Below are 26,482 nucleotides of genomic sequence, written 5' to 3'. Positions count from 1 at the left end.
TCTTGAATTATCCCGAACAAATAAAACAAGACAATCAAAGTTAAATCGTGTCCTAAAAGATGCGATTTTTTTTTAGTAAGCGGTCAGAAAAAATAAGAACAAAAAATGGGATTATTTTTTTGCTAATCCAAGAAGAAAAAGGAAGGCTTAGCGAGCTAAGACAAGTTTTTCTGATGAAGAATAGCGCAAAAAGAAGGCTGTTTTAGCTACGCTGCTACTGCGTATTTTTTTGAACAATTACTTATTTTTCTCTTCCATTCTAATAAGAAAGCGAACCTTATCTAGCTACAATTTCATTTGTAAGAATCATTATTAGTCCTAATAATTTTTTCTTAGGAAAAAAAGCCGTATTTTTTGCACCTGAAAATAACAAAATAAGCGCTTTTCTTGTTAGGACAACAAAGTAAGCATCTGTTTTTCAACATTTTCATGCTTTTTTTTATCCCAAAGCAGTTACTTGCTTGATAAAACAACAAATAGATTTTTATAAAAACACTCAATAAAGCACAAGTAAATTGGACTTGGCTTTATTAAGACTAAAGAAATGGATTGCACTAGTTGTTCCAAAACTTCATCTACAATTCCATTCATAGCTCCAAAGAATAATTTTTAATGAAAAAAATAGAACTGGAAATAGTTGCTCTTTCTCATAGTTTAGCACAAACGCAAAATTACGCTATTGTTTTAGGTGAACAAGATGGTGTCAGAAGGTTACCTATTGTTATTGGTGAATTTGAGGCTCAAGCAATTGCTGTTGCAATGGAAGGTATGGCTCCTAGTCGCCCAATGACACATGATTTGTTCAAAAACACCTTGACAAATTTTAATATTGAAATTAAAGAAATTGTCATCAACAATCTAATTGATGGTATTTTTTATGCCAACTTGATCTGTCTACAAGATGGGAAACAAACCGAAATTGATTCTCGAACGTCCGATGCACTGGCTTTGGCGGTTCGATTTGGTTGCCCCATTTACACCTTTGAGTTTATTTTGGAACAGGCAGGAATCATTTTAGAAGAAGAAACAGAAAAAGAAGTACAACGTGCTAAAAATAGACGTTCTGACCGCCAACCTAGAGAAAAAACATTGGCAGAACAAAGTGTTGAAGAACTAAATGCCATCCTACAAAGTGCTTTGGAATCAGAAGATTACGAAAAAGCAGCCAAAATTAGAGATGAGCTCAACAAAAGAGAAACTTCTTAGTTTCTTTTCCTTGTAGTTCTATGAATAGCCACTCCTGTTAGAGTGGTTTTTTATTTTACTTAAGTAATCGTTCAAAAAAATAATAACAAAATATAGGATTATTTTTGACCGCTTACTTACTTCCTATAACAATGGAAAATGATGACTTACTAGACAACTCTGGAATTCAACAAGATCAACGAATTTTAGAAATGGTTCGGTGGTGGGAAATTCGACGCATTCCCTACAATATAATTGTTGGGTTGAGTGGTTTGTTAAGCAGTTTTGCTATTTTATCTCAACACCCCTCCATTAAATGGACTGAAATTTTGTGGTATGCTGCACTACCCTATGGCTTATTTGCGAATGTAGCCTACCTAGCAGGTTGGGTTATTGAAATTTTGATTTTTTACTATTTTAACGGTAAACTCAATACTTCTATTCGAAATACACTATTGATTTTAGGAACTATCATCAGCATCTTTCCCTTTCTTTTGGGGCTGCTCCTTCTTTTTTAATCATTCTTTAAGCAAGCCTGTGATCACTTCTAAAAAACGATCTAAGTCACTAGTAGAAGTATATACATTAGGCGAAATTCGTATCCCCTCTACTCCTTCCAAGCTAGTTCGAGTATGGTGTATTCTATATTTTCGTTCCAATTTTGCAGAAATTAAATCAATATTCTTACTAGGCGTTCCAAACAAAGCAATCCCACCAGCATATTTATCTTGAAAAGAAGTATAAAACAACACCTCTTTACTACGTTGTAGTTCTTTTGCCCAATAATTTTTTAAATATCTCAATCTAGCTTCTTTTAGTTTAATACCAATCTGGTGGTGAAACTGAATAGCAATGTGCGTTGCTTCTTCTCTAGCCAAAGAAATGGTTCCTTTATGTTCAAATTTCTCAATCACCGAAGTTTGACTGAAGTCATGCGGATACATTGGCCATACGGAAGCTATTTTATCCTTTCTAATGTAGAGCATTCCTGTCCCAATTGGAGCCGACAACCACTTGTGGAGTGAACTAGCAAAGGCATCGCACTTCAAGTCGCTTATCTTAAAATCAAGATGAGCAAGGGAGTGAGCACCATCAACCAAGGTAAAAATTCCTTTACTACGAGCATGCAGACATATTTGAGCAAGCACTGCAACGGGAATAATTTGTCCAGTCCAATTGATGACTTGCGTTAAATTGATAAATCGTGTTTTGGTTGTTATTTTTGACAAATAAATATCTAAAATAGCCTTGTCATCCTCTATGGGAGTTGGCAAATTGACCCAAATTAACTTTATGCCATATCGCTTAGACAATTGTTCCCATCCTAATTTAACAGTAGAATAATCCTGTTTAGATACAATAACTTCGTCTCCAGCTTTCCAATCTATTCCCAACATCACCGTATTCATGGCTTCTGTTGTATTCTGCATCAGTGCAATTTCTTCGGGCAAGCAACCTCCTAGTTGGGCTAACTTTTCTCGCAAAATAAACCGATTTTTGGGTAGTTCACGCGCCAAATAATGCGAAGGCATTTGATTGATTTGTTCCAAATATTTTTTTTGATCATTCAGGACAATCGTAGGTTGAGGAGCTACGCCACCGTTATTAAGATTTAAGTAACTCTTAGATACAGCATAAGCCATTTGTACTCGTTTCCATAAATCTTCTCCTTGAATAGCTGCTTCTATAGGAAGGCTTGTTAACTCGTCAATTGTTTCGGTCAATTCTTCTGCGGCAATTGTTTCGCTAAGCATAGAAAAAGAACCGAAAGCACTTGCTCCAATCATTTGTTTAAAAAAAGTCCGTCTATTGTTCATGGTTAGATGGTTTGGGGTCAAAAAATAAATAGGCAACAACACCTTCTACAATCTGCTCAATAATCCTATTTGACACATTGGGTTAGTTTCTTCAAAATTGTTTACAAAACAAGTTTTATCATCAAACTAAAAATAGCAAACAATAGGCTACTATAACATTTTGTAACTTGATGCTTGCTCTCGAATGAGGCAAGCTCTGCAAAAAGTCTCGCAACATTAATAAATCGAACTATAAATTCTTTTCTTCTTACAAATGCCGAGTAGCTTATATCATATTCTTTAAATTTATTGCTAAATTTGTGCTGATTTTAAGCTTTAGTAAGTAGCAAAGTAGCTTTATTTCAATAAATAACAAATAGTACCAATATGATTTTTTATACTTTAACTAAATCAAGTAGTTAAACTCAATGTTCTATAATGGGTTTTATATTGTCTTATAAGACAAATAATCTATAATCATACGATGGTTCTACTAAATATTTCTTTTTGTACTACTACTGACTTAAGATAAGGTGCTTTTCTCATTATTTATTGAAAAACTGAAAATTAAATACAGTTTTATTATAAATATGTGTCATAATAAATAGCGTACTTTAGGCTATATAATATTCTAGCACTTAAAATTCACTTTAAAATTGCAAGGGTTATTGCAATACATTACAATATTGACTACAATTTTCTTATGAATATTTTCAGAAAACATAACATCCAAGTTATTTATGAAGACAATCATCTTATTGCGATCAATAAGCCAGCAGGTTGGTTGGTGCAAGGAGATGAAACAGGTGATTTACCTCTAACGGAATTTGTCAAAGACTACATCAAACGCCGATACAATAAACCTGGTGACGTTTTTCTAGGAGTTATCCACCGTTTAGATCGCCCTGTTAGTGGTGTGGTCGTCTATGCTCGTACAAGCAAAGCACTTTCTAGAATGAACAAACTATTTCAAGATAGACAGGTTCAAAAAGAATACGTTGCAGTAGTAGAACACCGTCCTTTGGAACTAGAAGATACGTTGGTACATTATCTATCAAAGGATACGGAAAGAAATGTTACGAATGCGTACAACAAACAAAAATACAAGAGTGCTAAACGCTCTGAGTTATCGTATCAATATTTGGGTGGGCTAGCAGATCATCACTTATTAAAAATTTTGCCGATTACAGGACGTTCGCATCAAATTCGAGTGCAACTGGCTAGAATAGGTTGCAACATTCGTGGGGATAAAAAATATGGTGCTTCTAAATTTAATACAGATCCAGGAGTCATTCACCTTCATTCCAACAAATTGTCCTTTGTCCATCCTGTAAAAAAAGAGCCTATTGTCATTACAGCTCCCCTCCCCGAAAAAGATCAGGTATGGCAAATGTATGCCCATATTGTAGATGAATTATAACAATAATTAGATATTTTCGAATAGAACTGAGTTCACTAGCAATGTGAACTCAGTTCCATTCTTGATTCACGCTAATCAAACAATACAAGTTATAAAACATAGACAACGGGTATTATTTTATTTGTTGAAGAATGATCTTTTCAATTTTTTTCAATGCGTTGACTCCTTCCTTCATCACTGGCAACAAAGGCCATATATGCGGCATTTTTTTCCCTATTGTAACGTTCAAATCAACACCTTCTTGTTCCATTTTTGCTCTACCTAATTTTTGATCGGGATACAAAACATCGTATTCTCCCATAAATAAATCAACGGGCGGAAAATTTTTGAAACTTCCATAAAGTGGTGATAGCATTGGATCTTTAATGTCTAAATTTCCTTGACACATTCTTTTTGCCGACAACACACCTTTCTTACTTAACATACAATCATAAGGATCAACACGATCAATCTCAGGATTGGTCATACTACCATCAAAAGCAGGGCTAATGGCAATCAATCGCCTTGGCAAAGGTTGCTGCTTGGCTATCAATCGCTGTGTTAGCGTTAGAATAAGATTGCCACCTGCTGAATCTCCTATCAAGATAATTCTAGAAGCATCATATTGTTCCAAAGCTTTGGCATAAACAGCATCTATATTTTGAGTTGTTTCTAGAATTTTAGCCTCGGGTGCTTTGGGGTAATCTAGCATCCAAGCATTGATTCCTGTATTTCGCACCAATTTCGCCAAGCTGTCCCAGCTTAGCAGATTAGGTCCACTTACAAAGGCTCCTCCTGGGCAATACAACAGCAAAAATTGATCATTATTGTATTTTTTAGGAACAAGGCTTGTTACCAAAGTATTCAAAACCTTAAATTGAGTACTAGCGTTTCCTTTTAACACACGTTTACTGGGTATATGAATATCTTCTTTTCGGAGTTTTTCATACGGAATAGGGTCTTGTGCAAAAATTTTCTTTAGTCCCTTGATTCTTAAAACAGTCGTAACAATATAATACGAAAGGCTAGGCATGATCTTATTTTTAATGTACAATAATCTAATACTCCGTTGAAACCACGCAGTAGCAGCGCAACTAACTAAAAGCAAAGTGCTCACGCAGTAAATCGCATTCACTGGATAGCATTTTATAAAAACTTTTATCCATTATTTTTTCATAAATATCCCAAGCGCAATTCTGTGCCCCCCTTTTCTTCTACGGCTAATGTTAATAACAATAAATTTTGATAGGTTTCCACCCATGCTTTGGGGCTTGAGTTAATTTGTTCTAACTTCAAATCTTCTAAGGCATTTTTATGTTCCTCGCATTGCCCTAAAAAATGCTTCAAACTATCCCTAAGCCTCGGTGTTAATGCCCATGCTTTTTCATTTTCTTCATTGTTGTCTTCCGCTTTGTACTGCTTTTTGAGTGGTACTAAGTCTGCCCTATAAATTTCCCCCAAACATTCTAAAAAAGTTTTTTCTTCATTATCGGAGGGATTTAAATTAGAAAACGACCAAAGATTTTGTGCCAATTGATCAGAAGTCATACTTAGATTCAAATGCTCTAAATCCAATACAGTCACTACTCTATCTTTTTTGTACTCCACCCTCAAATCAGCTGGAATTGGAGGCAATTCTATTTTTTTAACCTGTTTTTTAACCTCTTTAGAATTGGTCGTATCCTCTTCTAGTGGTAATTTAGTTTTAGGTAAGACAAGCTCTTTTTTAGGATTAAGTTGCATTTCATCTTTTAATTCTGACAACAACTCTTTTTTACTCTTCGGAATTACCAATTCTGAATCAGGGTCATATTTTAGTCCCGATTTCACTTTTCGTTCTTGATATTTGGCATCTTCCTTAGAATCCTTTACTTCCTGCTTTGTTTCCTCTAAATCATATTTAGAAGCATCTAAATCACGTTGCAACTCATCTAATAATGCCCTTTTAGAAATAGGTGTCTCTAAATTGTCAGACAATGGCTCGTTTAATGTTGTCTTAGGAGATACTTCTCGATCTTCTTCCTTTCCTTCTACTGTCAATACAGCATCTTTGTCCATCGGCAACTGAACCGGTTCTTCAGAAGTTTTAGGTACCTCTTTAACTGGGAGTGTTGTCCCCCAATTTTGTATTTCAATTATATTTCCTTCTGGATCTTGAACATAGACAAAAGTCAAGGTTCCCAAATCAGGGATAGATTTTGTCGCAATTCTTCCATATTTTTTACCTCCCAATTCTAGTACTTTTTCCACTACTTCATGCACATCATCCACCTCAAAAGCTAAATGACCAAAGCCTTTTCGATTCGGCATAGACTCTGCTGCTGCTTCCATTTTGTCGTATTCAAAAATTTCTAGCGTTGGTCCATTTTTACCATAGCCAGGCAGTCTTAAATGAGCTCCTTTGATGTGAGCATTAGGAACACCAGTCGCCTTGGACAGCCATTCACCAGACAAATCTCGCTGCGGCAATAGCAGTTTACAGTTAAAAACTTGAATGTAAAATCCAGCCAAAGCTTTCCAATCTTTACTGATAATATTGGTATGAACGTATTTCATGTATGGTCAATAGTTAAGTAAAAGGATAAATTAGTTATTCAAATATCAGCCTAATAAGTGAGGTAAATACTTCCGATTAATTTAAAATAGAGCCATTTTTTTGCTCTAACTTGTGTTGCCATTTTTTAATAATAGCCACTCTCGAAGGAACCAACTCTTTCTTTTTAAATCGTTGCTCCATAAAATTTGGAATATAAACATCCAACAAGCACAGCATCAGTTCTGCTCCTTGAATATTTCTTCGCTTGGCACCAATATCTTTTAGATAAATCTCTTTAATATCAGCAGCTATTAAATCCGTCCAAGCTTTCAACTCTTCTATAGCATTTCTCATATCTTCAAAAGATACCTCTAGCTTATGCAAGTGATATAACAACAAATGATCGATGTAACTTGGTTCCTCTTCTCGATTTTTAAAATAATGGTTTAAAAATACATTCAAACTATCGATATTCACTTTTTGATTTAGTTGAAAAGCGCCCTCATCTTCAATTTCCTTTTGCAACTTTTTTCGATACGTGTCAATATCTTGTTTTAGAATTTCAAAATGATAATCTGCCTCCTCAAATTTTGCAGACAACCAATATAGCTTTCGTACAAATTCATCAGGAATTTCAATTTCTTTTTTATAATTCAGCTTGTGTTCAATTTCCGCCCAAGTATGCATCAAGATTGTTCTAATTTGAATTTCAATCTTCAAATCTTCCAAACCTCTATAGTTTGGTGCCCCTAACCACTCTTTTTTTATTTTGACAATATAATGCGTAGAGCGATAACCAAATTCACTCACTTTTAGAATGCTTGACTTGTCTTCGTTGCGAATAATTTCAAATTCATCCCGAATGATTTGTTTGATTTTTTGAATATCTTGGTTGTAATAGCAAATAATACGTATACCACAAAAATCTTCGGTTTCATCAAAAGGGTTGAGATACTGCTTCCTACCTATCTTTTCAAAGAAGGACTTAAACTCCTTTATTCTATAAGAAACATTCAAATAAGTAATTTCTTCAGCATTTAAAAAACCTTCTATTGCTTGGGTAGCATTGACTCCTAATCGTTCGTAAAGTGGTTGTAATTGAAAATATCGCTCCTTTATTTCGGATTTTTCCATAAATGATAATTGAGTTTTAATAAGTAGTAGTTTATTACTCCCTTATACGCAACGATTTTGGCACTAAACAGCTCTAACCTTTGGGATATTTTAAATTGGGTCATGTCATTTATATGCCCAAAACAGCTCTATTTTACTACTACTGGCACAGTTTCAGCGAACTGTTGTATAAAAGGGAAAAATTCAAATCTCTTTACACATCAAATATAATCTAAATAGTCTATTAGCACAAACAAACCATCAGGAAGTAAAAGATTCGATCTATTAAACATTATCATAACAACCCAAATTACATCTAGAAGTTCAAAAATACTCCCATAATAAAACAAAGACTACACAGGACTCGAACCTATAGCTGCGATTTATGAGACCGCCGTGTTTCCATTACACCAATAGTCTTTGTCAACTCTACAGTTTCTTCAAAAAGGCAAAAGCTGCATTGGCTTCGAACCAATATCCCCTGCTTGACGGGCAGGTACATTTCCTGTTATGCTAACAGCCTTTGCCCTATGCTAGCGTCAATCTACCAAAAGGGAAGAATTACATGAGGCTCGAACTCATATCTCCTACAGAGCTAGTAGGCACATTTCCCATTATGCGAGTAATTCTTGCCCTGTTTTTTTGAAAAAAGACGTATACATTTTGCGCCAACAATTTTAAAAGATAAGAACTGCATGGGACTCGAACCCACACCCTCCTGCGTGCAAGGCAGGCGCATTTCCAATTATGCTAACAGCTCTTATCCATTTTTTTTGCGCCATAGATATCTCAACAGAATTGTTGTTCATTACTCCGTTAAAAAAATCATATTAATTTAATTATCAACAAGATGCACTTCCATATTTTTACTTCGTGAGCTTGCGGGTTCGTAGAAAAACTAAAAAACTAAGCTTGCGCTCTCATGAGCGTAGCGAATAATAATCAGCGGAGTATTAGTTGTTGTAAAAAATGGTTCTAATGATAAACCTAATATTTTACCAATTTACAATTTTAAAATTTTTTAATAAACTTCCTACAAAATATTCTTTATCCACTAAAGCCGCTTGAATGGGGTGTAAGATTCTAGCAGCTGCATCAACAGGATCTAATGGGGGAATGTAGCCCACCTCGAATTGAGCTTGTCGTTTCGATTCTTGGGCTCCTGTAGATACCCATCCTACATCAACGCTATTCATATAAATTTGTGCTTTAGCATAAGCCGAAGCAGATGTTCTTGTCAGCATATTTAAAGCCGCCTTTGTCATATTGGTATGAGGGTGATAAATGGTTTTATTCTCATAGCTAAACTGCCCTTCCGAAGAACTCACGTTAATGATAAATTTTGACTCAAAACTAGAGGTCTTAAACAGCGGTGTTAGAGCTTTAATTAGTAAGTAAGGACTAATGTGATTGATTAAATTTACTTCTAATAATTCAAACATGGAAACCTCTTCCAAAGTCGCATTCCAACTGTTTTTTTCTCGAAAATCCACTGGTTGACCAAAACGATTCATAGGCAAATCTTTTTGGTATTCATCCAACCAATTGATAGGCTGTTGTTGTTCTCCAACAGGCGTCAAGTTAGCAATCAAGCCACTACTATTCGCAGCCTTTAATAAATTTTGCTCTTTTTCGATCAAAGGCTGATAATAACTAATAGGATATTGAATTGTTTGTGCTGCATTATTAATCAAAACCTCTAAGCTAGAGTAGTTTTTTTGATAAAAATCTATAAATGCTTCGACTGCTTTTAAATCTCTCAAATCCAATCCATAAACCAACAAACGATGTTTCCAAGTAGCATAATCCTGTTCATTCTTAAATTGTTCCAACGCTAAAGCAGGAAAACGTGTTGTTAACACCAAATTTGCACCACTTCTCAACAGCTTTAGAGCACAAGCATACCCCACCTTTACTCGCCCTCCAGTTAAAATCACATTCCGATTGGTCAAATCAACCGATAAGGTTCGATACTTATAATTTAGTGCGGCACAAGTTGGGCACAAACGGTGATAAAAAGAATGCATTTTATCATACAAAACATTACAACTATAACAATTCTTGGGTTTTTGAAACGAAGTATAAAAGGGCGCCTCCTGTTCTTGGTGTTCAAAAAAAGTCTTGCCCTCCAATGCCTGTTTGGAAATAACCGCCTTTTTCATCAAACTAATATCCGTAGATTTCTTTTCTTGTTCGACAACTTGTTTCAATTGCTTTTTAGCATTTTTATGAATCTTTGTAATCAAACTTCCAAAAGATTGATTGTCTGGATTCTTCAAAGGATTATCTTTTAACTGCTTCAAGACAGACAAACAAGTCTCCCATTCCTCTAAAGAAAAACCATATTTATTCCTAAAGTCCGTCATGTTTGAAAGTAAAATCTAATTCTGATAAATCAATACTATGCTGTACTGCAACTAAGTTTTTCTTGTTTTTCAGTTTGAATATCAATTTAGTTTTGGTTTGTTTTTCAATTTCGATCAAACCAAAATTATTCTTTCGAATAGGAAACCCAATTCGATTTTTGTTGGGCTCTATGTCATGCCAACTCTGTGTTAATCCACTTGATGTAATATCATAGATTGGATAAGTATGCGCATTCTCATATTTAGATATTTCTCCCCAGTGTACATCTCCAGATAAAAAGACCACGCCCTTGGCTTTGGTTTCTTGGATAAGCTGCACCATTTTTTTGCGTTCGTGGGGTACATTCGTCCAAGACTCCCAACCATTGTATTCGTGTGAAAACTGATTGCTAGAAGCAATGATTCTTAAATCCGCCTTTTCTTCTAATTTTGTTTTTAACCAAGCCCATTGCTCTGCTCCCAAAAACGTTGAATCAGGAGATATTGTTGGTTGATAATCATTTTTGTAAGGAGTATTTTTTTCTTTCATCCGTGCTGTCAAATTATCTCTAAACGTCCGAGTATCCAATAAAATAACTTGAATATCAATCGGCGCATCTTTTAAGCGAACAGCATGGTATATCCCCTTATGCTTCCAACGCTCTGAATTCTTAGGTTCTTCCCAAAAATTGAGGAAAATTTCTTTAGAAGCCTCTTTAAATGGATAATATCGCCCTGCATCGTTTTCACCAAAATCATGATCATCCCAAGTCGCCAATATATCCGTAGCCTGTTTTAAGCGTTGAAACTCTGGTTTGGCAGCCAACTGATCATATTTTTTTTGCAAGACATCCATATCTCGAGTATCGCCATAAATATTATCACCCAAATAGATAAACACATCAGGCTTATTGTCTACAATTGCATCCAAAATTGGCTGCTCTTTTGTTTGTTTTGCACAAGACCCAAAAGCGATCCGATATCGTTTCACCGACTGCTCTCCTTCTGGCACCCATTTCCCAGCACAAGCACTCATTATAACAGCAATGGTCATCAAGTAACCCAATGGTCGTTTCATAGTTATTTTAGTTTTTTCTTTGCAGCTAACTTTTCTTCATCACTCAAATGGCATCATAAATATACCCTTGACCCAAATTTCTATCAATATCCTCTAATCGCACAAAATTCCGACAACGAACATATTTTTTAAGGTCGTTCCTCACGTTGCACTAAAATAGGAATTGTAAACGACATCCAACTACCTGTATCTTCTGTTTTCGGTGGTTTCTTCAACATTGCTCTAGTACCTTCTTGGGCAGAAGCATATTCTGCTAATTTAGGGGCAGGAGCAGGTAAACCTGTCTGAAGTAACCCAGATATATCAAAACGCTGGTAGGCAATAAAGATTTTTAGGTAAAATACCACTGCCTCTACTTCCTGAGGAAAGTGCTTCATTTGCGGCGGCTGATGCAACTCCAATCCATTCAACACCAATGTTCCTCCTTTATCTGTGCTTAAGTTTTTGGGCGGTAATAAATTACTCCCCATTGCCTTCTGTAAAGGTAAAATAGCATAATTGCTATCTAGCAATAACGTTGAAACATATACATTTTCCGATCCTTTCAAGTGGTGAATTGCCAAATCAAAATCCAAAAGAACTGTAGAAGGATACAAAGGATTGTACAAAAACCGAATGGGACTTCCTCCTGTATTCAACTCATTTAACGACCGACTCAAACCACGCGATACATCTTCAAAATGATCCGTGTTCCAACTTTTCAAACACACCGTACTATGTATTCGATTAGGCTCTAAATCTCTAGATTTTGTTGCGGCGGCATGATACAATTTGAATTCAAACTCAAATTGATGGTTTGCTGTTGTAGTTTCCTGCAACTTATTATATAAATGGTAAACCGTTTGCCATTTACAGATTTTTTGTAGGGATAATATAACCCGATAGCCATCTTTTATGCTTAAACTTGATGTTTTTCGAAAAGCAGGCACTCTGCCTTCTACCCCATTCCGATACGGATAAACAGCAAATCCATCAGACTCTGTTTTTAAGATATACGCTGCTTTTTCTGGACTTGTCCAATTAATAAATGGGGCATAATACTCCAAAACATCTTGCTGAGTCTCCTGAAATTGGGTAAAAGCATTCTGTCCTACGGTTTCTTCAAAAAAGACATGAATATTTTTTTTAGGATTTTTTTGATACACCAAAGCCAAATATTCAAATATAGGAGCTACAGAAGCTTTTTCTGTGCTCGTTATATGATAATCTCCCGTCCAATCTAAAAGGGTTTCTTTTCCATTTTTATATTTATACAACGTTGCTTCTCCTTCTTTCTTAATAATAGGAATTGTTGTTCTTTTCCCCTCCTTTTCGTACTGCAAAGCCGTTGCATAAAAAATGAATGTGCCATCCTTTTGATACAAAGCCAACCACCCTTTGGCGACCTTGACAACAAAATCTGCTGTATCAACTTTTGGAGCCATCCTAATGGCAGGACCTCCATCACTTTGAAAGTTTTTCAAGCTTTTTCTTGGAGCGTAATTTTCAAATAGGACAACTGTATTGCCTCCTGATTGTCCTGTATCGACACAAATCGCAACCCTCCATCGGCGCATATACCTAGATGGAATTTTTGCATAAAGCTGATTGCGATGTTTTCTACGGTCGAATGTCGCATTTATTAAAGTAACTCGACTATAACCCGATGCGACATAATCAATCACTGCATTGGATTGCCCCGTAGGTTGTTGGTCTTGTAGAAATACCTCAATTGGTATTGCTTTTATCTTACCATCCAAGCTAGGCAACAACTCTAATTCTCCTGCCTTAATTTGCCACTCCGTTCTTCCTTTGGGCACGACAGGATAAAACCCATCAAACGCATCTATGTCTCGTTGTGCAGGCACTGCTCCACGCACCAACAAATCACCCAAAAAGATTTCGTGACGCTTCTTAAAGTTAGGGCTATATACATACAAGTCTGGTGTCTGTTGGTAGACCCCGCCAATATTCATTCTGATACGATTAAACAAATCTTGATAAGAAATGGCATTCTGAGAGGCTTCTAAAATATCTAACAAATGACTTGTAAATACTCCGCCTTGCAATGGTATTTCATAGGCAAATTGATGTTTGTCACAAGCCGCTAAGTGGATATGTTCAGCCATGGGCAACTCAATAGAAGCAACTTCATTGCTAGAAGATAAAACCGCATCTATCCATGTAGAAGCCTTTCGCAAGCCCGTATATGTTCTTACCAAGTCTTCTTGGGTAGCATTGGACCATACATCTCCTCGCTTTTCAAAATCTGTGGGAGCGGTATACCTAGGCTGTGGGGCTGCTAACGTTGGTTCTGGTTCATTTTCTTCCTGAAGGGCTTGTTCCAATTCTTTCAACTCATCTAAAACAACTGCCAGTTGCTCGGATTCTCTCGATGCTCCTGTAGAGTGACAAGAATCTTGAATAAAGATGATTTCTGGTTGCTCTTTTTCCCACAATTCATGCAGCAAAAAACGAATTTCCTTATCCAAAATATTTCGAATCACAATGCCATTTTCATCGGTATTACGAGCATCACAAGGAACCAAAGTCTGAAAATTTCCATCTGCTTCATTAAATCCATTCGGTGCTTTTTCTTTTGAGCCATGCCCAGCATAAAACAACAAGACCATATCACCTTTTTTAGCTTGTCCCAAATGCTGTTCTATTTTATCTATAATATTCTGGCGTGTTGGAGGTGTATTAGAACCTGTAAACAAAGTTGTTGCCCTTAGTTCATATTTTTGCTGATTCAGATTAGACTCAATATAAGTTAACAACCGCTTGGCGTCTTGAATACAGCCACTCAAATTAGCTACTTTTTCATTCTCATAAGTATTAATACCAATGAACAATGCATAACATTTTTTTTTTTCCATCTGAAAATAATATTAGAGTTTAGAGAGCAAAACAAGAGCACACCTTCAACACATACACCTCAAAACCAACACCTTGAACGCATACAAGTTAATTTTAGTACTTAACAAAGATTTTCTAAATAATGTTAGCTCATTACTCCATTGAAACTACGCAGAAGTAGTCCAATAAAATCATACAACCGTCATTACAGATACACTCCACTAACCTTAAGACTAAAAAGCAACGGGATATTATTCAATGTAACGTTCTATTCTCTTGCGAACACCTTCTTCTTTTTTCTGAACAACCGTATTTTGTTGATTAAAAATTAGTTGCATCTTTTGTTCATCCAATCTTCCACGACCATTCTCATTCCGTTCTTTCGCAATTAAATTCGCAATATACGTGTGATGTTCTTTTTTACTGAGTTGTGTGACTTGCTCTTCTTGATAATCCTCGTCATAATTAGAATTGCTACTAATCTTGTATAACAATTCACAAGCTAGTTTATTTTCTGGATTTAATTCCCAAGCTTTGGCAGCCAATCGAAAAGCATAATTTTTATCGTCTTGTTCCATTGCTGCTTCTCCCAACGCGCTAAGCGTAGCCGATTGAGCAATATTTCGTTCCTTTTCTACTACTTTTTTAGTGCTTTTCAAAGTATCAAAACTAGCGATTAATTCTTTGGTAAATTCAGGGTTTTGTGCCATCAATTGCTGATATAAGGTATCTGCTCTCATTTCAGCAGCTTTTTTCAGCGAATCTTCTCTTGCCAAGATTTTAATCTCTTCTTCCTCTTCTTCTAGCAAAACTGCATTTTTACCATTCAACGATCGAGTAATTAAATTAAAAATAGTTAACAAAACAATACCACCAACAACAACAGACGTGATTTGCTTTTTTCTGCGTTTTATTTTTTGTTGACTCTCTCTGACAAGATTTAACTCTTCCTTACCCAACTCTATAGAATCAATATACGGATCAATGTAATTCAAATCATCCTTTGTCAATAACCTTTGATAATCCTTATAATAAATCAAACGCTCTCTTAACAATTGGCGAATTTGTGCCCGCATCTTGTCTTCCGCAGAAAACTTATCATAAATGCTTTTGGCTAAGCTATCGTGTGATAATTCTAGTTTCATAATAAGCACTTACTGATTCCTAATAATTTGTTTTGTGTTGCACCATCAAGCAGCAATGGTCGTTCTCGATCAAAAATCGAAGAAGGGTTTAAACGTCCTACATCCAACCCAAATGAAAGCCCTCTTATTTTTTGCCCTTTCATAAATTTTGTATCCTTCATCCCAATACTAACCTGATAAACAACGGCACCACTCCTTTTATGCTGCGGATTGATTAAGTTTAACACCTTCGTTTGACCATTAGATAACAACACCTTTAGTTGTGTAAGCTTTGGAATATTGCTTTCTCGCCCACTTGGAACAAAACGAATAAACAATTGTTGGTTGTTGTTCGCCATCATTTGCAACGCCCAATTAGATGTACTTTGAACTCTAAACCATTGATTTGCCTCCTTTGCAACAACAGAACAATCGTCATAATTAGGAGCGTTCATTTTGTCCTTTTTTTGCTGGATAGGTGTCTTTATGTTGGCGTTATCCTTGATTAGGATATCATCTTTAGGCGGCTTGGGAAAATTGATTTTGTCCTTTTTGGTTATCGTGTTATTTTTAGGATCTTCCCCATTGATTTTAGAATTTTTAGGAGAAATGATTTTTTTCTTATCCTCCTCGCCTTTTTTGCCATCAATTGGCTTTATAGGAGTGATTTTCTTTGGTTTCTTCAAATTGTTAAAATCATCTTTTGGGGGCTTTTTCTGCTGAATAACTTGGTGTAATACTGGTGTTTTGGCAGGTGCACCGTCGTTATTATTGATATTATTATTTTTCTTAGAAGAAACAACACTTTGCAAAACCGTAGCCTTATGGTTCTTAATAACATTATTATCTTCCGAAAAGATTGCTCGAAAATCATCCTCACCCAACCTCCCCATTACTTGTTGGGATTGTTTGACGTATGAAGCCTGTTGCTCTACGGGTAATTCGGAAAAAGCAATTTGATTTTTTTGATTAATTGTTGCGATCATTTCTAAAGCCTGCTTATTTTCTGGATTCAACTCCCAAGCTTTTGAAGCCAATTGATTGGCATAAGTAGGATCTCCTTGTTCCAAAGCTTTTTTAGCTAGGTCGCTCAAGGCAGCAGACTGAGCCAAATCTCTTTGTCGTGCCAGATTCATATGCTGTTTTCCTAAAGTATCATATTGAATGATCATTTGTTTAACAACATCGACATCTTGCAAATCTTGTTGACTAATAGAACCTGCTCCATTAAGCAATGTTTGCGCTCTATTTTCTGCTATACTTCGTTGTTTCTGAATTTCTTTTAACTCTAACTGAAGCGCCTGTTTATTTTCTAAATTCTCTTGCAAACTAAAGAAGACAACAGAAGCCTGTATTCCAAATATCAGTAAGACTATAGAGCTAGCTAGTACAGTAGTTCTAATCATAAATTGCCTACGTTTGGTATGTCGTTCACTTTTTTTGATAAACGCCAGCACAGCACTATTCAAGCTTAACTTGTCTAAATAAGGAAGAACATATTGCACACCTTCTAAATCCAGCAAGACGCCCGATGCTTGGTAGTATTCATAACGTCTTGTGATAAAGTTTCGCTTTTTAATAAGAATTTTATCTTCAGCAGAAGCCTTATCATAAATCGTCTTAGCTAATGAATCGTGTGATAACTCTAATTTCATGGTCTTATTTAGGAAAATTAATAGGTCCTTTGGGTTTTGGGGGTTGTTGCTGAATTTGATCTTGTAATTTTTGTTGCAATTTATTAATTTCAGCTTGCACTTTTTGTTGTCGTTGAGGTTCGGGGACAAAATTCATGGTAGGCGGCTCAGGTTCTTTTGTCACCTGTTCAATTTGTTCGGCAATTTTTTTCTCCTTATTGTCTGCAACAACAGCATTTTTAGGATTAAAAATAGCTCGCATTTTTTTATCACTCAACTCTCCCCATTTTTTAGCATTCCATTTAATATAGTTTCGAGTTTTCTGTTTAGAAAAAGGCGTTTCGAGCGTAGCATCAACACTTTGATAAATGACTTTCATAGCTTGTTGATTTTCGGGATTCAGTTCCCACGCCTTTCTAGCTAACTGAAAAGCATATTTCCGATTATCGTAGACAATAGGAGCTGCCAATTCACTCAATTTAGAAGATTGTGCAATTTTTAATTCTTGCAACAATTGCTCTTTATCATCATCGTGATGAACCTTGTAAGAAGCATAATCGTGCAGTAAAGTATCGTTTTTCTGCTGCAACTTCAACAAGGCCAAACGCAATTCCTCTTTAGTTGCATCCAAACCTTCTCTACTTTCTACCAAAGCACTAGATAATGCTTGTGCCTCTGCTTCTATTTCTTTATACTCCAATAATTGTTTTGCCAAAAGCTCTTGGTTTTCTACTTTTACTTGCTCTGTCTTATTCATAAAGTAGGTAATTACAAATACGACAGCAATCGCGATTCCAATAATTACAGCTCGTTGAAGCACTAAAGCTTGTTTGCTACGATCTATAAAAATAAGTTCATGTTGTTCTAAAGTTAATTGTTTCAAATAAGGACTAATATAATCCAAATCTTCTCTAGACAACAGCACTTTATTTTCTTTGAAATAGGCAAAACGATTCTTAATAAAATTCCTGATTTTGATCAGCATTTTATCCTCTGTAGAAGCCTTGTCATAAATTTTCTTGGCTAATAAATCGTGTGATAGCTCTATTTTCATTTTTAATCGTTAAATATCTCTTTGATCTCTAATTTAAGCATTTTATTAGAGAGGAAATAAAAATACATCCACTTCATTTAATAATTTTATTTCTTGCCTCTCAAACACAAGCCTCTACAATAAGCTTATTTTTTTGCTTCATTGTTACATAAGCTCCAAAACAACCTCTTATTTATCTAATTATCAACAACTTAATCATCTAAACTTTTTTTTTTACTAATAATCAACTTAGCACGATTTTTCACATTAAGTATCGCTATATTCTACACGTTACCATTTATGCTCCTACTTTCTAAGTATTTGATGACCATTATAAATAAGCTCCTTAACTTGATTGTTTTCCTCACGAACCACCTTGTAGACATCCCCCTCTCCACTATAAATTAACACCTCATCGACATATAAAGTTTGTTTGGACAACAGCCCACAATAATGGTCTAAGTGCAATGTCTTAAATTTATTAGGTGGTACTGTTACACTAAACTCAATCAACGACCAATCTCCATTGATAACAGCAGCTCGATCAGGTCTAGTTTGCCCAAGTTCCTGCCGATAACCAGCACCATCGTCTCCAAAAGCTATTATAAACACATAATTCATGGCATCAATCTCTCCATTAAATACCCATGCTTTTATTTGATAAGTAACAGGAGTGGTTTGTTCTTCTAAAGGCATCTTCAAAAAGACTCCAGAACCTGACTTAGGAGCACTGAAAGCCCCTGTCCCTCTAAAGGCATACTTGGAAGGTTGATTTTCAAAATTTTCATAAAAAACCGTTGCCGTACTATCCTCTACTAGCCAGTCTCCCTTTGGGTGTAGAGAAGGCATTTTTTGCTGGAATGTTTCCAATACCTCATCGTTCTCTTGGACAAACAAATCATCAAATTCCAAGGAATATAAAGCATACCCTTCTTTGTCAATAGAAATAAGTCGAGCCCGATTAAAAATTGCTTGCTCATATTCTGTCAAAGGCTCCATATAATTGGAACGAGTAATCAAAAATGGCTTTTTAGAAGGAAAATCCGATTGTATTTTTTTATCATAATAAGGAGCAGTACATAATTGAACTAAGTTCCGACTTTCCCAAACATCGGCTCTTGCTACAAATGCAGTAGCAATAGGCAAACCTGTATGCACAGAGGTTAGAATAGAGAAATGTGTTGTTCCCCCCAAAACAGGTCGGTAAAAATTGCCTGACCCTAGATAATAATAAGGCAAAGGCAATATTGCTTGATAATCTTCAACATTAATTTGCTCCAATCCATCTTTCAAGACTTCTGGGCGATTTTTTTCTAAAAAATAGTTCGGATGCAGGGTCAAATTGGTAGCTACTTCTGCATGAGCGCTATACCCTTCAACCATGTACAACATGGGGGCTAACAGCAGCAATAAAGCGGCTAAAATAGCCTGTTTTTTTTCTTTCAGAAAACGAGCAGCAGCTCCAATATAATAGATGCTCACTAAGGTTGATGCATAATAAAATACCCATGAAAATCGTCCCAAAGAGCGAAATTGTTTGATAGGATTGACATATTCTAATAAAGAGGGATATTGAATAAAAGGATAGGCCCAAGACAACAATAAAATCGGAATAGATGCCCAAAATGCTATTTTTACAACTGTATGCATCTTGTCTTCCTCTACTTTTTTGCGCCTCAAAATAAATTTAACCAGCTTAATTACTAAAACTAAGGTTAATGTGAGCATTGTTACAATACCAATATATGACCACCCTTCCCAAGTTTGATTCAAGGGGTATCCAAGTAGTTCTTCTGCCGTTTTTTTAAATGGAGGATGATTGGGCAAAAATACATCTTCTGGTTCTCCGCAGTACTCAAACAAACCGTAAACGTCAATCGGTTTGGCAACATGAGTATCTGTCAGGCTAGTCACTAATTTAAAGATAACAGTAGGTAAAATGCCTGTTACAAACCCCAATATATAATACCTAACACTGGTAGCAAGGGATCGAATATTATAACACCAATAAAACAAAAGAATTACCCCTGTTAGCATGCAGCACATTAAGCCTAAATAAGGGTGCGTGTACAACCACATAAGGTTAAAAAAGAATAAAAGTCCCGCCCAAAACGTTGTTTGTATCTGTTCGTAGATTCGCAACAACAGATACAGAGTGAGCGGTATTGCGCAGCTATAAGATAAAGAATAGTGCCCTGTTAAACGAAAGATTTGTGGTTCTAAGAAAAGAATGCCCATCGCTCCCCAAACTGCCAAAAAACGCTGTACTCCTAGACGTGCTAAAATTCCATACAATAGCAATGGTGTCCACCAAATCGAGAACAAAGCCAAGCCATTCAAAATACCAACCGTATAATCGCCTAAAAAAGGGAATATCGAAATTAGTATCTTTGTCAAAGCACCAAAGAACGGTTGACCATCCAAATAAATAATTTGCTCTCCATATGGATAGTTAGCAATGGTGTGTTCAAAATAACTTTGGCTATATTTGGCATAGGTAACAAAGTTAAAATAATGACTAAAACCATCTCCGTATTTATTAAATAAATATTCATTAGGAGCTATCAGTAATGGTCCGTAAAAATAAACTAAAAATATACTTGACAATATTACAATCAAATAATCATAAAATTTGTCGTTGATTTTGAACAACTTCATTACTATTCTTTTTACATTCTTTGACAAGTCTCGCTCCAATACATTTCCAAATGCTTTGTAAAAAACACATAAGATGCAAGACCAAGGAGGGCTTTTTTGAAAATTTGTAAATATGACAAAAAAAAAGAACTCTTCAAAATTGGCTTTCCTAGCTTAACATCTTTATTTTTTACTTTATCAGTAATTGCTAAAAAAGCCCCAAGGAAAATTTTCTCCCTGAGGCTTTTTTTATCCGATACACTGTACCAATACCTAACTTCCGCTACGCAAAACTTTTTGCACTTCCTTATTGGTCAATTTACCATATTTATATTTTTGATCTATTTTTTGGATCATGTCCTCTATTTGTCGATAAGTGTAAGTGTTTTTAGGTCTATTTTTTCCTAAGAAACCACTATTTCTTTTTCGCATCTTACTGTTATTAATCTGATTCAGCACATCCATAGCTTGACTATTCGAACGGCTCATTTCCCAAGCATAACGAGCCAGTTGAAAGGCTTCTTTGTATTGCGCTTCGGTTGGAGTTTCTGTACTATTAAGAATGGTATTAGCACGTTGACTTAATTTTTGAGATTGCTCAACCTCGCTCAATTTTTCTTTGATAATTTTATCCTGCTTGTTTATTTGTTCTTTCAAACGCTCTGTTAAGGCTTGTTTGTCAGTTTTAAGACCATCACGTTCCCGCTCTACTTTGCGTTTACTTTCTTTCAATTTTTCGTTCAGAATATACAACTCGTTCAAAGCATCTTGCAGCTCTTTATTCGTCATTTTGATAATCTGCTGGTCATTGCCAATTCTTTCCGTTAACGACTCGTGAATGCTATCTTTTACGCGCAATTCCTCCAATCGAATTCCCAAGGAGTTATTGACACTCTTTAAGCTATCTTGACTTGCTGTAAGTTGGTTGTTGACTTGTTCTATTTTGATATTATTACTACGATAATAAACAACAAACCAAATTAAAACCACCACCACCACAATAAAGCTTAATACCACAAGCGTCACTTTGGTTTGTGCCCGTAGTTTGCTTCGAGTCAAAAAAGCTTTTTCCTCTGTTGTCAACTCCAACTGTTCTTCAAAAGGGGCAATTACCTTAAGCTCATCTGAAGTCAAATAAGCATGTTCTTCGTTAAAAAATCGATGTTTGGCTTGAATTAAATTAAGCACCATAAGACGCATTCTGTCTTCTGCTGATGCCTTATCATAAACCGTCTTAGCTAGTGTATCGTGAGAAATTTCTATTTTCAAAATATACAGGGTTTTTAACCTAACAAGAATAGATGCTTAATGTATTGCTTGATCTAGTTGTGTTATTATTAAGTATTAGCTACGCTGCTATTCCGTGGGTTCAACGAACGATTACTTTTAATAACGTCTATTTATATTTAATTGGTATCTAATTTACCAAAAACTAGTCCAGTTGTAGACATTACTAATATAACGAAATTTCTAAACTTAGAACTTTTCAGCCTTATTTTTATCCATTTCCTTATTTCTTTCAACAAAAAAATATCGTTTGAAGTTCAGACTGTTTCATTTCAGCTCTTATTTTGGCAAACACTCTTGCTCTGTCCACCTTAGTTATTGTTTAATAAATCGAGTCTTAAACACTTCCCCATTATCTAGCTTCAAAGACAACCAATAGACTGCTGCTGGAATATCCTCTACGAGTGTTATTTTTAATAATTCTTGAGTTGTAATGGAATGGTTTCTTTGATAGACTAGTTGTCCTCGCCCATCAAAAATGGATACAGTTGCCTTTCTAGCACCTTTTGATTTCTCTCCCAAATCAATAAAAAACGCCTCCTGAACTGGATTCGGATAAAGTCCAAACCCTATGCCCAAAGTCCCTATACCCGCTACTACCCTAATTTCAGAATAAGTTGTTGCCCCATCAAAATCAATTTGTTTGAGTCTATAATAACTAATCCCTTGATAGGCATTCTTATCCCCAAAATGATACCTAGTTGGTGTTGTACTTGTCCCTGAAGCTTCTACCCACCCTATTTTGGTAAACATAGTTTCATGTGCCAACATCCGCTCAATATCAAACCCTTGATTATGAAACTCAGAACTAGTAACCCAGCCTAAATCTACCCTTTCTCTATCAATACGATTTGCCTCAAACGACATCCATTCTATTGGCAAGATAGCACTAGGAGGAGGTAATTTTCTACCAATAATCTCTACTTCTGCATGAGCAATTTTATTCAAGCCTACTGCTTGAATTCGCACATATCTGCCTTGAGCGTTTAGGTGATCTAATGAGAATTTTCGGGCAACGCCATTTCCATTAAAATATTCATAATCTGCCAATGCTCGTGCACTGGCAAGAGTTGTTGTCGATGTAAAGGCAGAATCAGAAATTAAAACATAAAAATTCTGAAAATGGGGAGATAAGGTTTCAATATTGGCTCCATTTAATTCTACTGTATTCCAAATATCAATAAAATCAATTTGCTTAATTTCTCCCAAATCTAAATCATACCAAGGCTCTTGTTCTACAAGTGTTTCAGAGAAACTTCCGACAGGCACCAAACCTCGTTGAAAAATTTGTGCATTGATGCGACCATTGTTATTACCATCGACCGCTTTTGTTGCTCCAGCATTGATGCTCGTTCCATTGTAAGTTAGTCCTATGTTGGTACTACTTTGAGTTACTGTAGCCAATCGGCTTATTAGACGGTTGGTAGGCAAAAAATTAGCGGGTGACTCAATCAATGCCATTGAAAGCAAACTAGAAGGAGCATTCATAATTTTTACACGCACGGGAAAAGAAGTATAGTCGTACGTTCGTCGATTGGGGAGGATTTCATTGATAATAAAGTACAATTGATCATTATCTGCGGTATCTTTATAAACACCATTGATACTAAGATAATCTTCAAATTTTTGTTGCGAAGCAAACTCATAAATTCGAGTAGGATAGTCTAAGCGCAAATTCCCCTGCGCCCAAGCCTGCTTGATTCCCATGTCGTAACTGCCCAAATCATCTGTAATAACACCATCTATTTCAAATCGAAAATCCCCCGTATTATAATCGACCACTAAACCTGAACTATCTAAAATCGTAAATGTTGTTGGGCGACTGGTAATTTCTGAAGAACTTAGATGAATCGGATTATCACTGTGCTCATCATAAACAGTTGTGGTGGCAGGATTTTCTTTTTCAAGTTGATAAAATACCCCCACATTTTCTAAGACTAGGTCTACAAAGTACCAAGGAGTAAAACCATTGTTACGAGTTTTTAAGGCACCATTTCCACTTTCAACTAGTTTAGAAACAGTAACTCCATAACCCAAATCAACTAATTTTATATTTTCAAAAACATGATTGTGTGAATGTTTCCACAAATACATACCTATCGAGCTAGCATTCTTTCCAGAAATGAACACATCTTTGAAGGAATAATCGGCTTGATAAGTGATGGATAAACCTTGGTTTACCCCCCAAGCAATAAAACCGTCGAATACCGAGCGAGATTCATGATTAACTCCCATATCCCGCTCTATAGAGCGCAAACCTTGATTAGAACTAATGACCGTTGTATTTTCTAAAATTAAAGCCACTTCTACGGGCATGACTCCATCTCCTTCTTTACTATACCCCCCACTACACAAAGGAAACTGATCAAATAAATAGTTCGGTCTAACACTTGCAAGCGCCTTAGCATCTACCCTGTCCAAATGATTGACAACAGGATTCATATTCATTACTCCTACGCCTTGCTTGACATTCGCAATAACATTTCCTCGACAAACGACCGCACGCCCTTTCATCCCCAAACCTTGCCCCGAAAACAGATAATCGTCATAAAACAAAGCAGCATGATATGGACTTGTAGAGTGTCCGTCTTTAACATCTACGACCAAATTATTATCCCAAAAACCTGTTTCACTCCCCGATTCAGAAACAATTCCCGAACCTGTTACATCGTAAACAACATTATCCGAAACCGTGGCATGTGAATCGTGGTGTGTAATTCCCCACCCAGGATTCCCCCAAACGACATTCCCTGTCACATGAACCATATTTGCCCCTAGATTTGCTCCTGTGCGGTGCAAGTGAATAGAATAGCGTCCTCTTATGTTTGTAATATCTGCTACAGGAGCCTTTCTTAACTCCGAACATTCTTGTCCTAAGGCAGATATTTTAGATTTAAACACTTTGGGCTGTACCCAATTTGCCCACAAAAAATCATTGAGTAGTTTTGATTTATCGGTTCGCCCCATATCCACAAAGGCGGCATTTTTGATTTGAATATTGGTTGGGTTGTGCATCGCCATCAAATGCCCTCGTTGGTGGATAATTGTAGAAACTGTTGATTTAAATTGAATATTTCTACTCAAATTTCCCACATAACAATGCAGATTATCCTGTACCCTTCCTTCGTGATTTTTAGTTAGATTATTGGTACAGGTAATGGTTGTTCCATTGATTGCTTGAATCGCTACCAAATCCTCACCATTTGCCAAAGTTGATTGATTGCCCCCTCTTGTTACCACCAAACTATCGCCAATATTCCAACCAATTGGAGTACTAGCTAACTCTATCAACGCTTGATTTCTCAAAGCATCCGCCCCTAATTTGATCATGTTTGTTTTTTCCTGCCCAACAATTTCCAACTCTCCCATAACAACAAGTCCTAACGACAACTGCTCTGGATCCCAAAGATAACGTCCTAATACCCCCACACCATCATTAATTAGATTTCTAGATATTTCGGTTACCGAAGTATTTCCCAACAAGGCATCTGCATAAGAATTAAATCGATCATCTGGTCCTACGTTATAAGTCACCTCATAAGTTGGTTCACCATCACTGTAATAACTGATGGCATTGGCATTCCATACTTGGGCAAAACCGCTAGTTCCTGACTTATGTGCTTCTATATCAAAAGGTCGAATTTCAACAGCTATCGCTCCATCAGTTGGGTTACCTGCCCGAAATGTCACTACAGAAGTGTTCATCCCTATAAATGTATCAAAAATCAACTGAGAGGTTTGACTGCTATTAGATTGTATACAATTAAAAGTACCATCTACTCGTATGGCAAAAATATGTGCCGTCGAATTCCCCTCATACGTAACGGTAATATTCGCAGGAATAACCACTATAGCCCCATCACTAGGAACAGTTCCTGTATTCCAAGTCGTCGGATCAAACCACGAACCATTTTGGGTAGCAGTATGGGTAGCAGTATTAGTAGGTATAAATCCTGTTAGATGTTGTGCGGTAAGTTTTGTTGTTTGTATGGACAATAACAATAGAAAAAATACAATGCCCCTATAGAATAACTTCATCACATTTATTTTTAATAAAACAAGTTATTGGTTCGTTTACTTTCTTTGTAAAGAGTTGTTTTACAGTAAGCAAACTTTAGGGGGAAGTGTCAGTAATATACAATAAAAAAAAGCTTTTTAAGTCAATAAGGATATATTTCCACTTCAATTATTACACTCCATTACTTCGTTGAAAAACGTATCAATTTGATTATCAGCAAGATGCAATTCCAACTACTTCTAATCTAAAAATCTGATAATCAAACCAATACAAGATGCTTTTTTATATTTCCCTATGAAAAACTAAAAAATCAACGAAGTATTAACACTCAAAATAGCACAAAAAAATGTACCTTTGCAGCAAACTTACAAGACCTCTCAATTCATACAAAACCAAACAATAACTTGTTTTTATTGTTGATAAAGCCAATCTGTTGTTTATTACAACTCGTATGAGTTG

At 35.9% G+C, this 26,482-nt stretch carries 16 protein-coding genes and 2 tRNA genes; 3 read left to right on the top strand and 15 right to left on the bottom strand.

What is annotated here, in order from left to right:
• The first annotated feature begins 612 nt into the window (after positions 1-612).
• Together CG11_RS05245 and CG11_RS05240 are read left to right on the top strand one after the other, a co-directional pair.
• Positions 613-1,206: a bifunctional nuclease family protein gene (locus CG11_RS05245; protein ID WP_052593857.1), complete on the top strand. Its 594-nt coding sequence runs from the start codon at positions 613-615 to the stop codon at positions 1,204-1,206.
• A gap of 131 nt (positions 1,207-1,337) precedes the next feature.
• The gene (locus CG11_RS05240) at positions 1,338-1,703 is read left to right on the top strand and encodes a hypothetical protein (protein WP_052593855.1); all 366 of its coding nucleotides are present in this window, start codon (positions 1,338-1,340) and stop codon (positions 1,701-1,703) included.
• Here CG11_RS05240 and CG11_RS05235 read toward each other — a convergent pair whose 3' ends face one another.
• On the bottom strand, positions 1,704-3,002 hold the full coding sequence (locus tag CG11_RS05235; protein ID WP_052593853.1) for an aminotransferase class V-fold PLP-dependent enzyme: 1,299 nt from the start codon (positions 3,000-3,002) through the stop codon (positions 1,704-1,706).
• A gap of 682 nt (positions 3,003-3,684) precedes the next feature.
• Here CG11_RS05235 and CG11_RS05230 point away from each other — a divergent pair.
• Positions 3,685-4,401: an RluA family pseudouridine synthase gene (locus CG11_RS05230; protein WP_052593851.1), complete on the top strand. Its 717-nt coding sequence runs from the start codon at positions 3,685-3,687 to the stop codon at positions 4,399-4,401.
• Between the two features lie 112 nt (positions 4,402-4,513).
• Here CG11_RS05230 and CG11_RS05225 read toward each other — a convergent pair whose 3' ends face one another.
• From CG11_RS05225 to CG11_RS05160, 14 genes are all read right to left on the bottom strand, one after another.
• Positions 4,514-5,497, bottom strand: coding sequence for an alpha/beta hydrolase (locus tag CG11_RS05225; protein WP_255351919.1), 984 nt, complete (start codon positions 5,495-5,497; stop codon positions 4,514-4,516).
• Between the two features lie 56 nt (positions 5,498-5,553).
• Positions 5,554-6,936 carry a VOC family protein gene (locus tag CG11_RS29040; RefSeq protein WP_063833016.1) on the bottom strand — a complete coding sequence of 461 codons (1,383 nt, stop codon included), beginning with the start codon at positions 6,934-6,936 and terminating at the stop codon, positions 5,554-5,556.
• 76 nt (positions 6,937-7,012) lie between these two features.
• On the bottom strand, positions 7,013-8,050 hold the full coding sequence (locus CG11_RS05215) for a GTP pyrophosphokinase family protein (protein ID WP_052593846.1): 1,038 nt from the start codon (positions 8,048-8,050) through the stop codon (positions 7,013-7,015).
• A gap of 328 nt (positions 8,051-8,378) precedes the next feature.
• Positions 8,379-8,449: transfer RNA gene (locus CG11_RS05210), tRNA-Met, on the bottom strand.
• A 267-nt stretch (positions 8,450-8,716) separates the two neighbouring features.
• Positions 8,717-8,789 (bottom strand) — tRNA-Ala (locus CG11_RS05205).
• Positions 8,790-9,024: 235 nt separating this feature from the next.
• Complete coding sequence (locus CG11_RS05200) at positions 9,025-10,395, bottom strand: SDR family NAD(P)-dependent oxidoreductase (protein ID WP_052593845.1); 1,371 nt, start codon at positions 10,393-10,395, stop codon at positions 9,025-9,027.
• Positions 10,382-11,452: an alkaline phosphatase D family protein gene (locus CG11_RS05195; protein ID WP_052593843.1), complete on the bottom strand. Its 1,071-nt coding sequence runs from the start codon at positions 11,450-11,452 to the stop codon at positions 10,382-10,384. Before CG11_RS05195 ends, CG11_RS05200 begins: the two co-directional genes overlap by 14 nt.
• Before the next feature lie 128 nt (positions 11,453-11,580).
• A complete protein-coding gene (locus CG11_RS05190; protein WP_052593841.1) occupies positions 11,581-14,310 on the bottom strand; it encodes a caspase family protein in 2,730 nt (909 codons plus the stop codon).
• A 231-nt stretch (positions 14,311-14,541) separates the two neighbouring features.
• Positions 14,542-15,435 carry a hypothetical protein gene (locus CG11_RS05185; RefSeq protein ID WP_052593839.1) on the bottom strand — a complete coding sequence of 298 codons (894 nt, stop codon included), beginning with the start codon at positions 15,433-15,435 and terminating at the stop codon, positions 14,542-14,544.
• Complete coding sequence (locus tag CG11_RS05180) at positions 15,432-17,069, bottom strand: hypothetical protein (protein ID WP_052593836.1); 1,638 nt, start codon at positions 17,067-17,069, stop codon at positions 15,432-15,434. The genes CG11_RS05185 and CG11_RS05180 overlap by 4 nt, the downstream gene beginning before the upstream one ends.
• Positions 17,070-17,073: 4 nt before the next feature.
• A complete protein-coding gene (locus tag CG11_RS05175) occupies positions 17,074-18,102 on the bottom strand; it encodes a hypothetical protein (protein WP_052593834.1) in 1,029 nt (342 codons plus the stop codon).
• A gap of 285 nt (positions 18,103-18,387) precedes the next feature.
• The gene (locus tag CG11_RS05170; protein ID WP_052593832.1) at positions 18,388-20,739 is read right to left on the bottom strand and encodes a hypothetical protein; all 2,352 of its coding nucleotides are present in this window, start codon (positions 20,737-20,739) and stop codon (positions 18,388-18,390) included.
• Positions 20,740-20,991: 252 nt separating this feature from the next.
• Positions 20,992-21,987, bottom strand: coding sequence for a hypothetical protein (locus CG11_RS05165; RefSeq protein ID WP_052593830.1), 996 nt, complete (start codon positions 21,985-21,987; stop codon positions 20,992-20,994).
• A 333-nt stretch (positions 21,988-22,320) separates the two neighbouring features.
• On the bottom strand, positions 22,321-26,043 hold the full coding sequence (locus CG11_RS05160) for a T9SS type A sorting domain-containing protein (protein WP_052593828.1): 3,723 nt from the start codon (positions 26,041-26,043) through the stop codon (positions 22,321-22,323).
• Positions 26,044-26,482: the final 439 nt, after the last annotated feature.

It is taken from the genome of Aureispira sp. CCB-QB1, assembly GCF_000724545.1.
Taxonomy (GTDB): domain Bacteria; phylum Bacteroidota; class Bacteroidia; order Chitinophagales; family Saprospiraceae; genus Aureispira.
Note: the sequence above shows the minus strand (reverse complement) of the source record. Positions and strands in the feature narration are given on the sequence as shown.

What these genes read in the sequence shown, in the direction of transcription:
- CG11_RS05190 (WP_052593841.1), bottom strand. Translation starts at nt 14,310, where the DNA reads ATGGAAAAAAAAAAATGTTATGCATTGTTCATTGGTATTAATACTTAT.
- CG11_RS05195 (WP_052593843.1), bottom strand. Translation starts at nt 11,452, where the DNA reads ATGAAACGACCATTGGGTTACTTGATGACCATTGCTGTTATAATGAGT.
- CG11_RS05235 (WP_052593853.1), bottom strand. Translation starts at nt 3,002, where the DNA reads ATGAACAATAGACGGACTTTTTTTAAACAAATGATTGGAGCAAGTGCT.
- CG11_RS05215 (WP_052593846.1), bottom strand. Translation starts at nt 8,050, where the DNA reads ATGGAAAAATCCGAAATAAAGGAGCGATATTTTCAATTACAACCACTT.
- CG11_RS05240 (WP_052593855.1), top strand. Translation starts at nt 1,338, where the DNA reads ATGGAAAATGATGACTTACTAGACAACTCTGGAATTCAACAAGATCAA.
- CG11_RS05180 (WP_052593836.1), bottom strand. Translation starts at nt 17,069, where the DNA reads ATGAAATTAGAGTTATCACACGATTCATTAGCTAAGACGATTTATGAT.
- CG11_RS05185 (WP_052593839.1), bottom strand. Translation starts at nt 15,435, where the DNA reads ATGAAACTAGAATTATCACACGATAGCTTAGCCAAAAGCATTTATGAT.
- CG11_RS05230 (WP_052593851.1), top strand. Translation starts at nt 3,685, where the DNA reads ATGAATATTTTCAGAAAACATAACATCCAAGTTATTTATGAAGACAAT.
- CG11_RS05175 (WP_052593834.1), bottom strand. Translation starts at nt 18,102, where the DNA reads ATGAAAATAGAGCTATCACACGATTTATTAGCCAAGAAAATTTATGAC.
- CG11_RS05160 (WP_052593828.1), bottom strand. Translation starts at nt 26,043, where the DNA reads ATGAAGTTATTCTATAGGGGCATTGTATTTTTTCTATTGTTATTGTCC.
- CG11_RS05170 (WP_052593832.1), bottom strand. Translation starts at nt 20,739, where the DNA reads ATGAAGTTGTTCAAAATCAACGACAAATTTTATGATTATTTGATTGTA.
- CG11_RS29040 (WP_063833016.1), bottom strand. Translation starts at nt 6,936, where the DNA reads ATGAAATACGTTCATACCAATATTATCAGTAAAGATTGGAAAGCTTTG.
- CG11_RS05200 (WP_052593845.1), bottom strand. Translation starts at nt 10,395, where the DNA reads ATGACGGACTTTAGGAATAAATATGGTTTTTCTTTAGAGGAATGGGAG.
- CG11_RS05245 (WP_052593857.1), top strand. Translation starts at nt 613, where the DNA reads ATGAAAAAAATAGAACTGGAAATAGTTGCTCTTTCTCATAGTTTAGCA.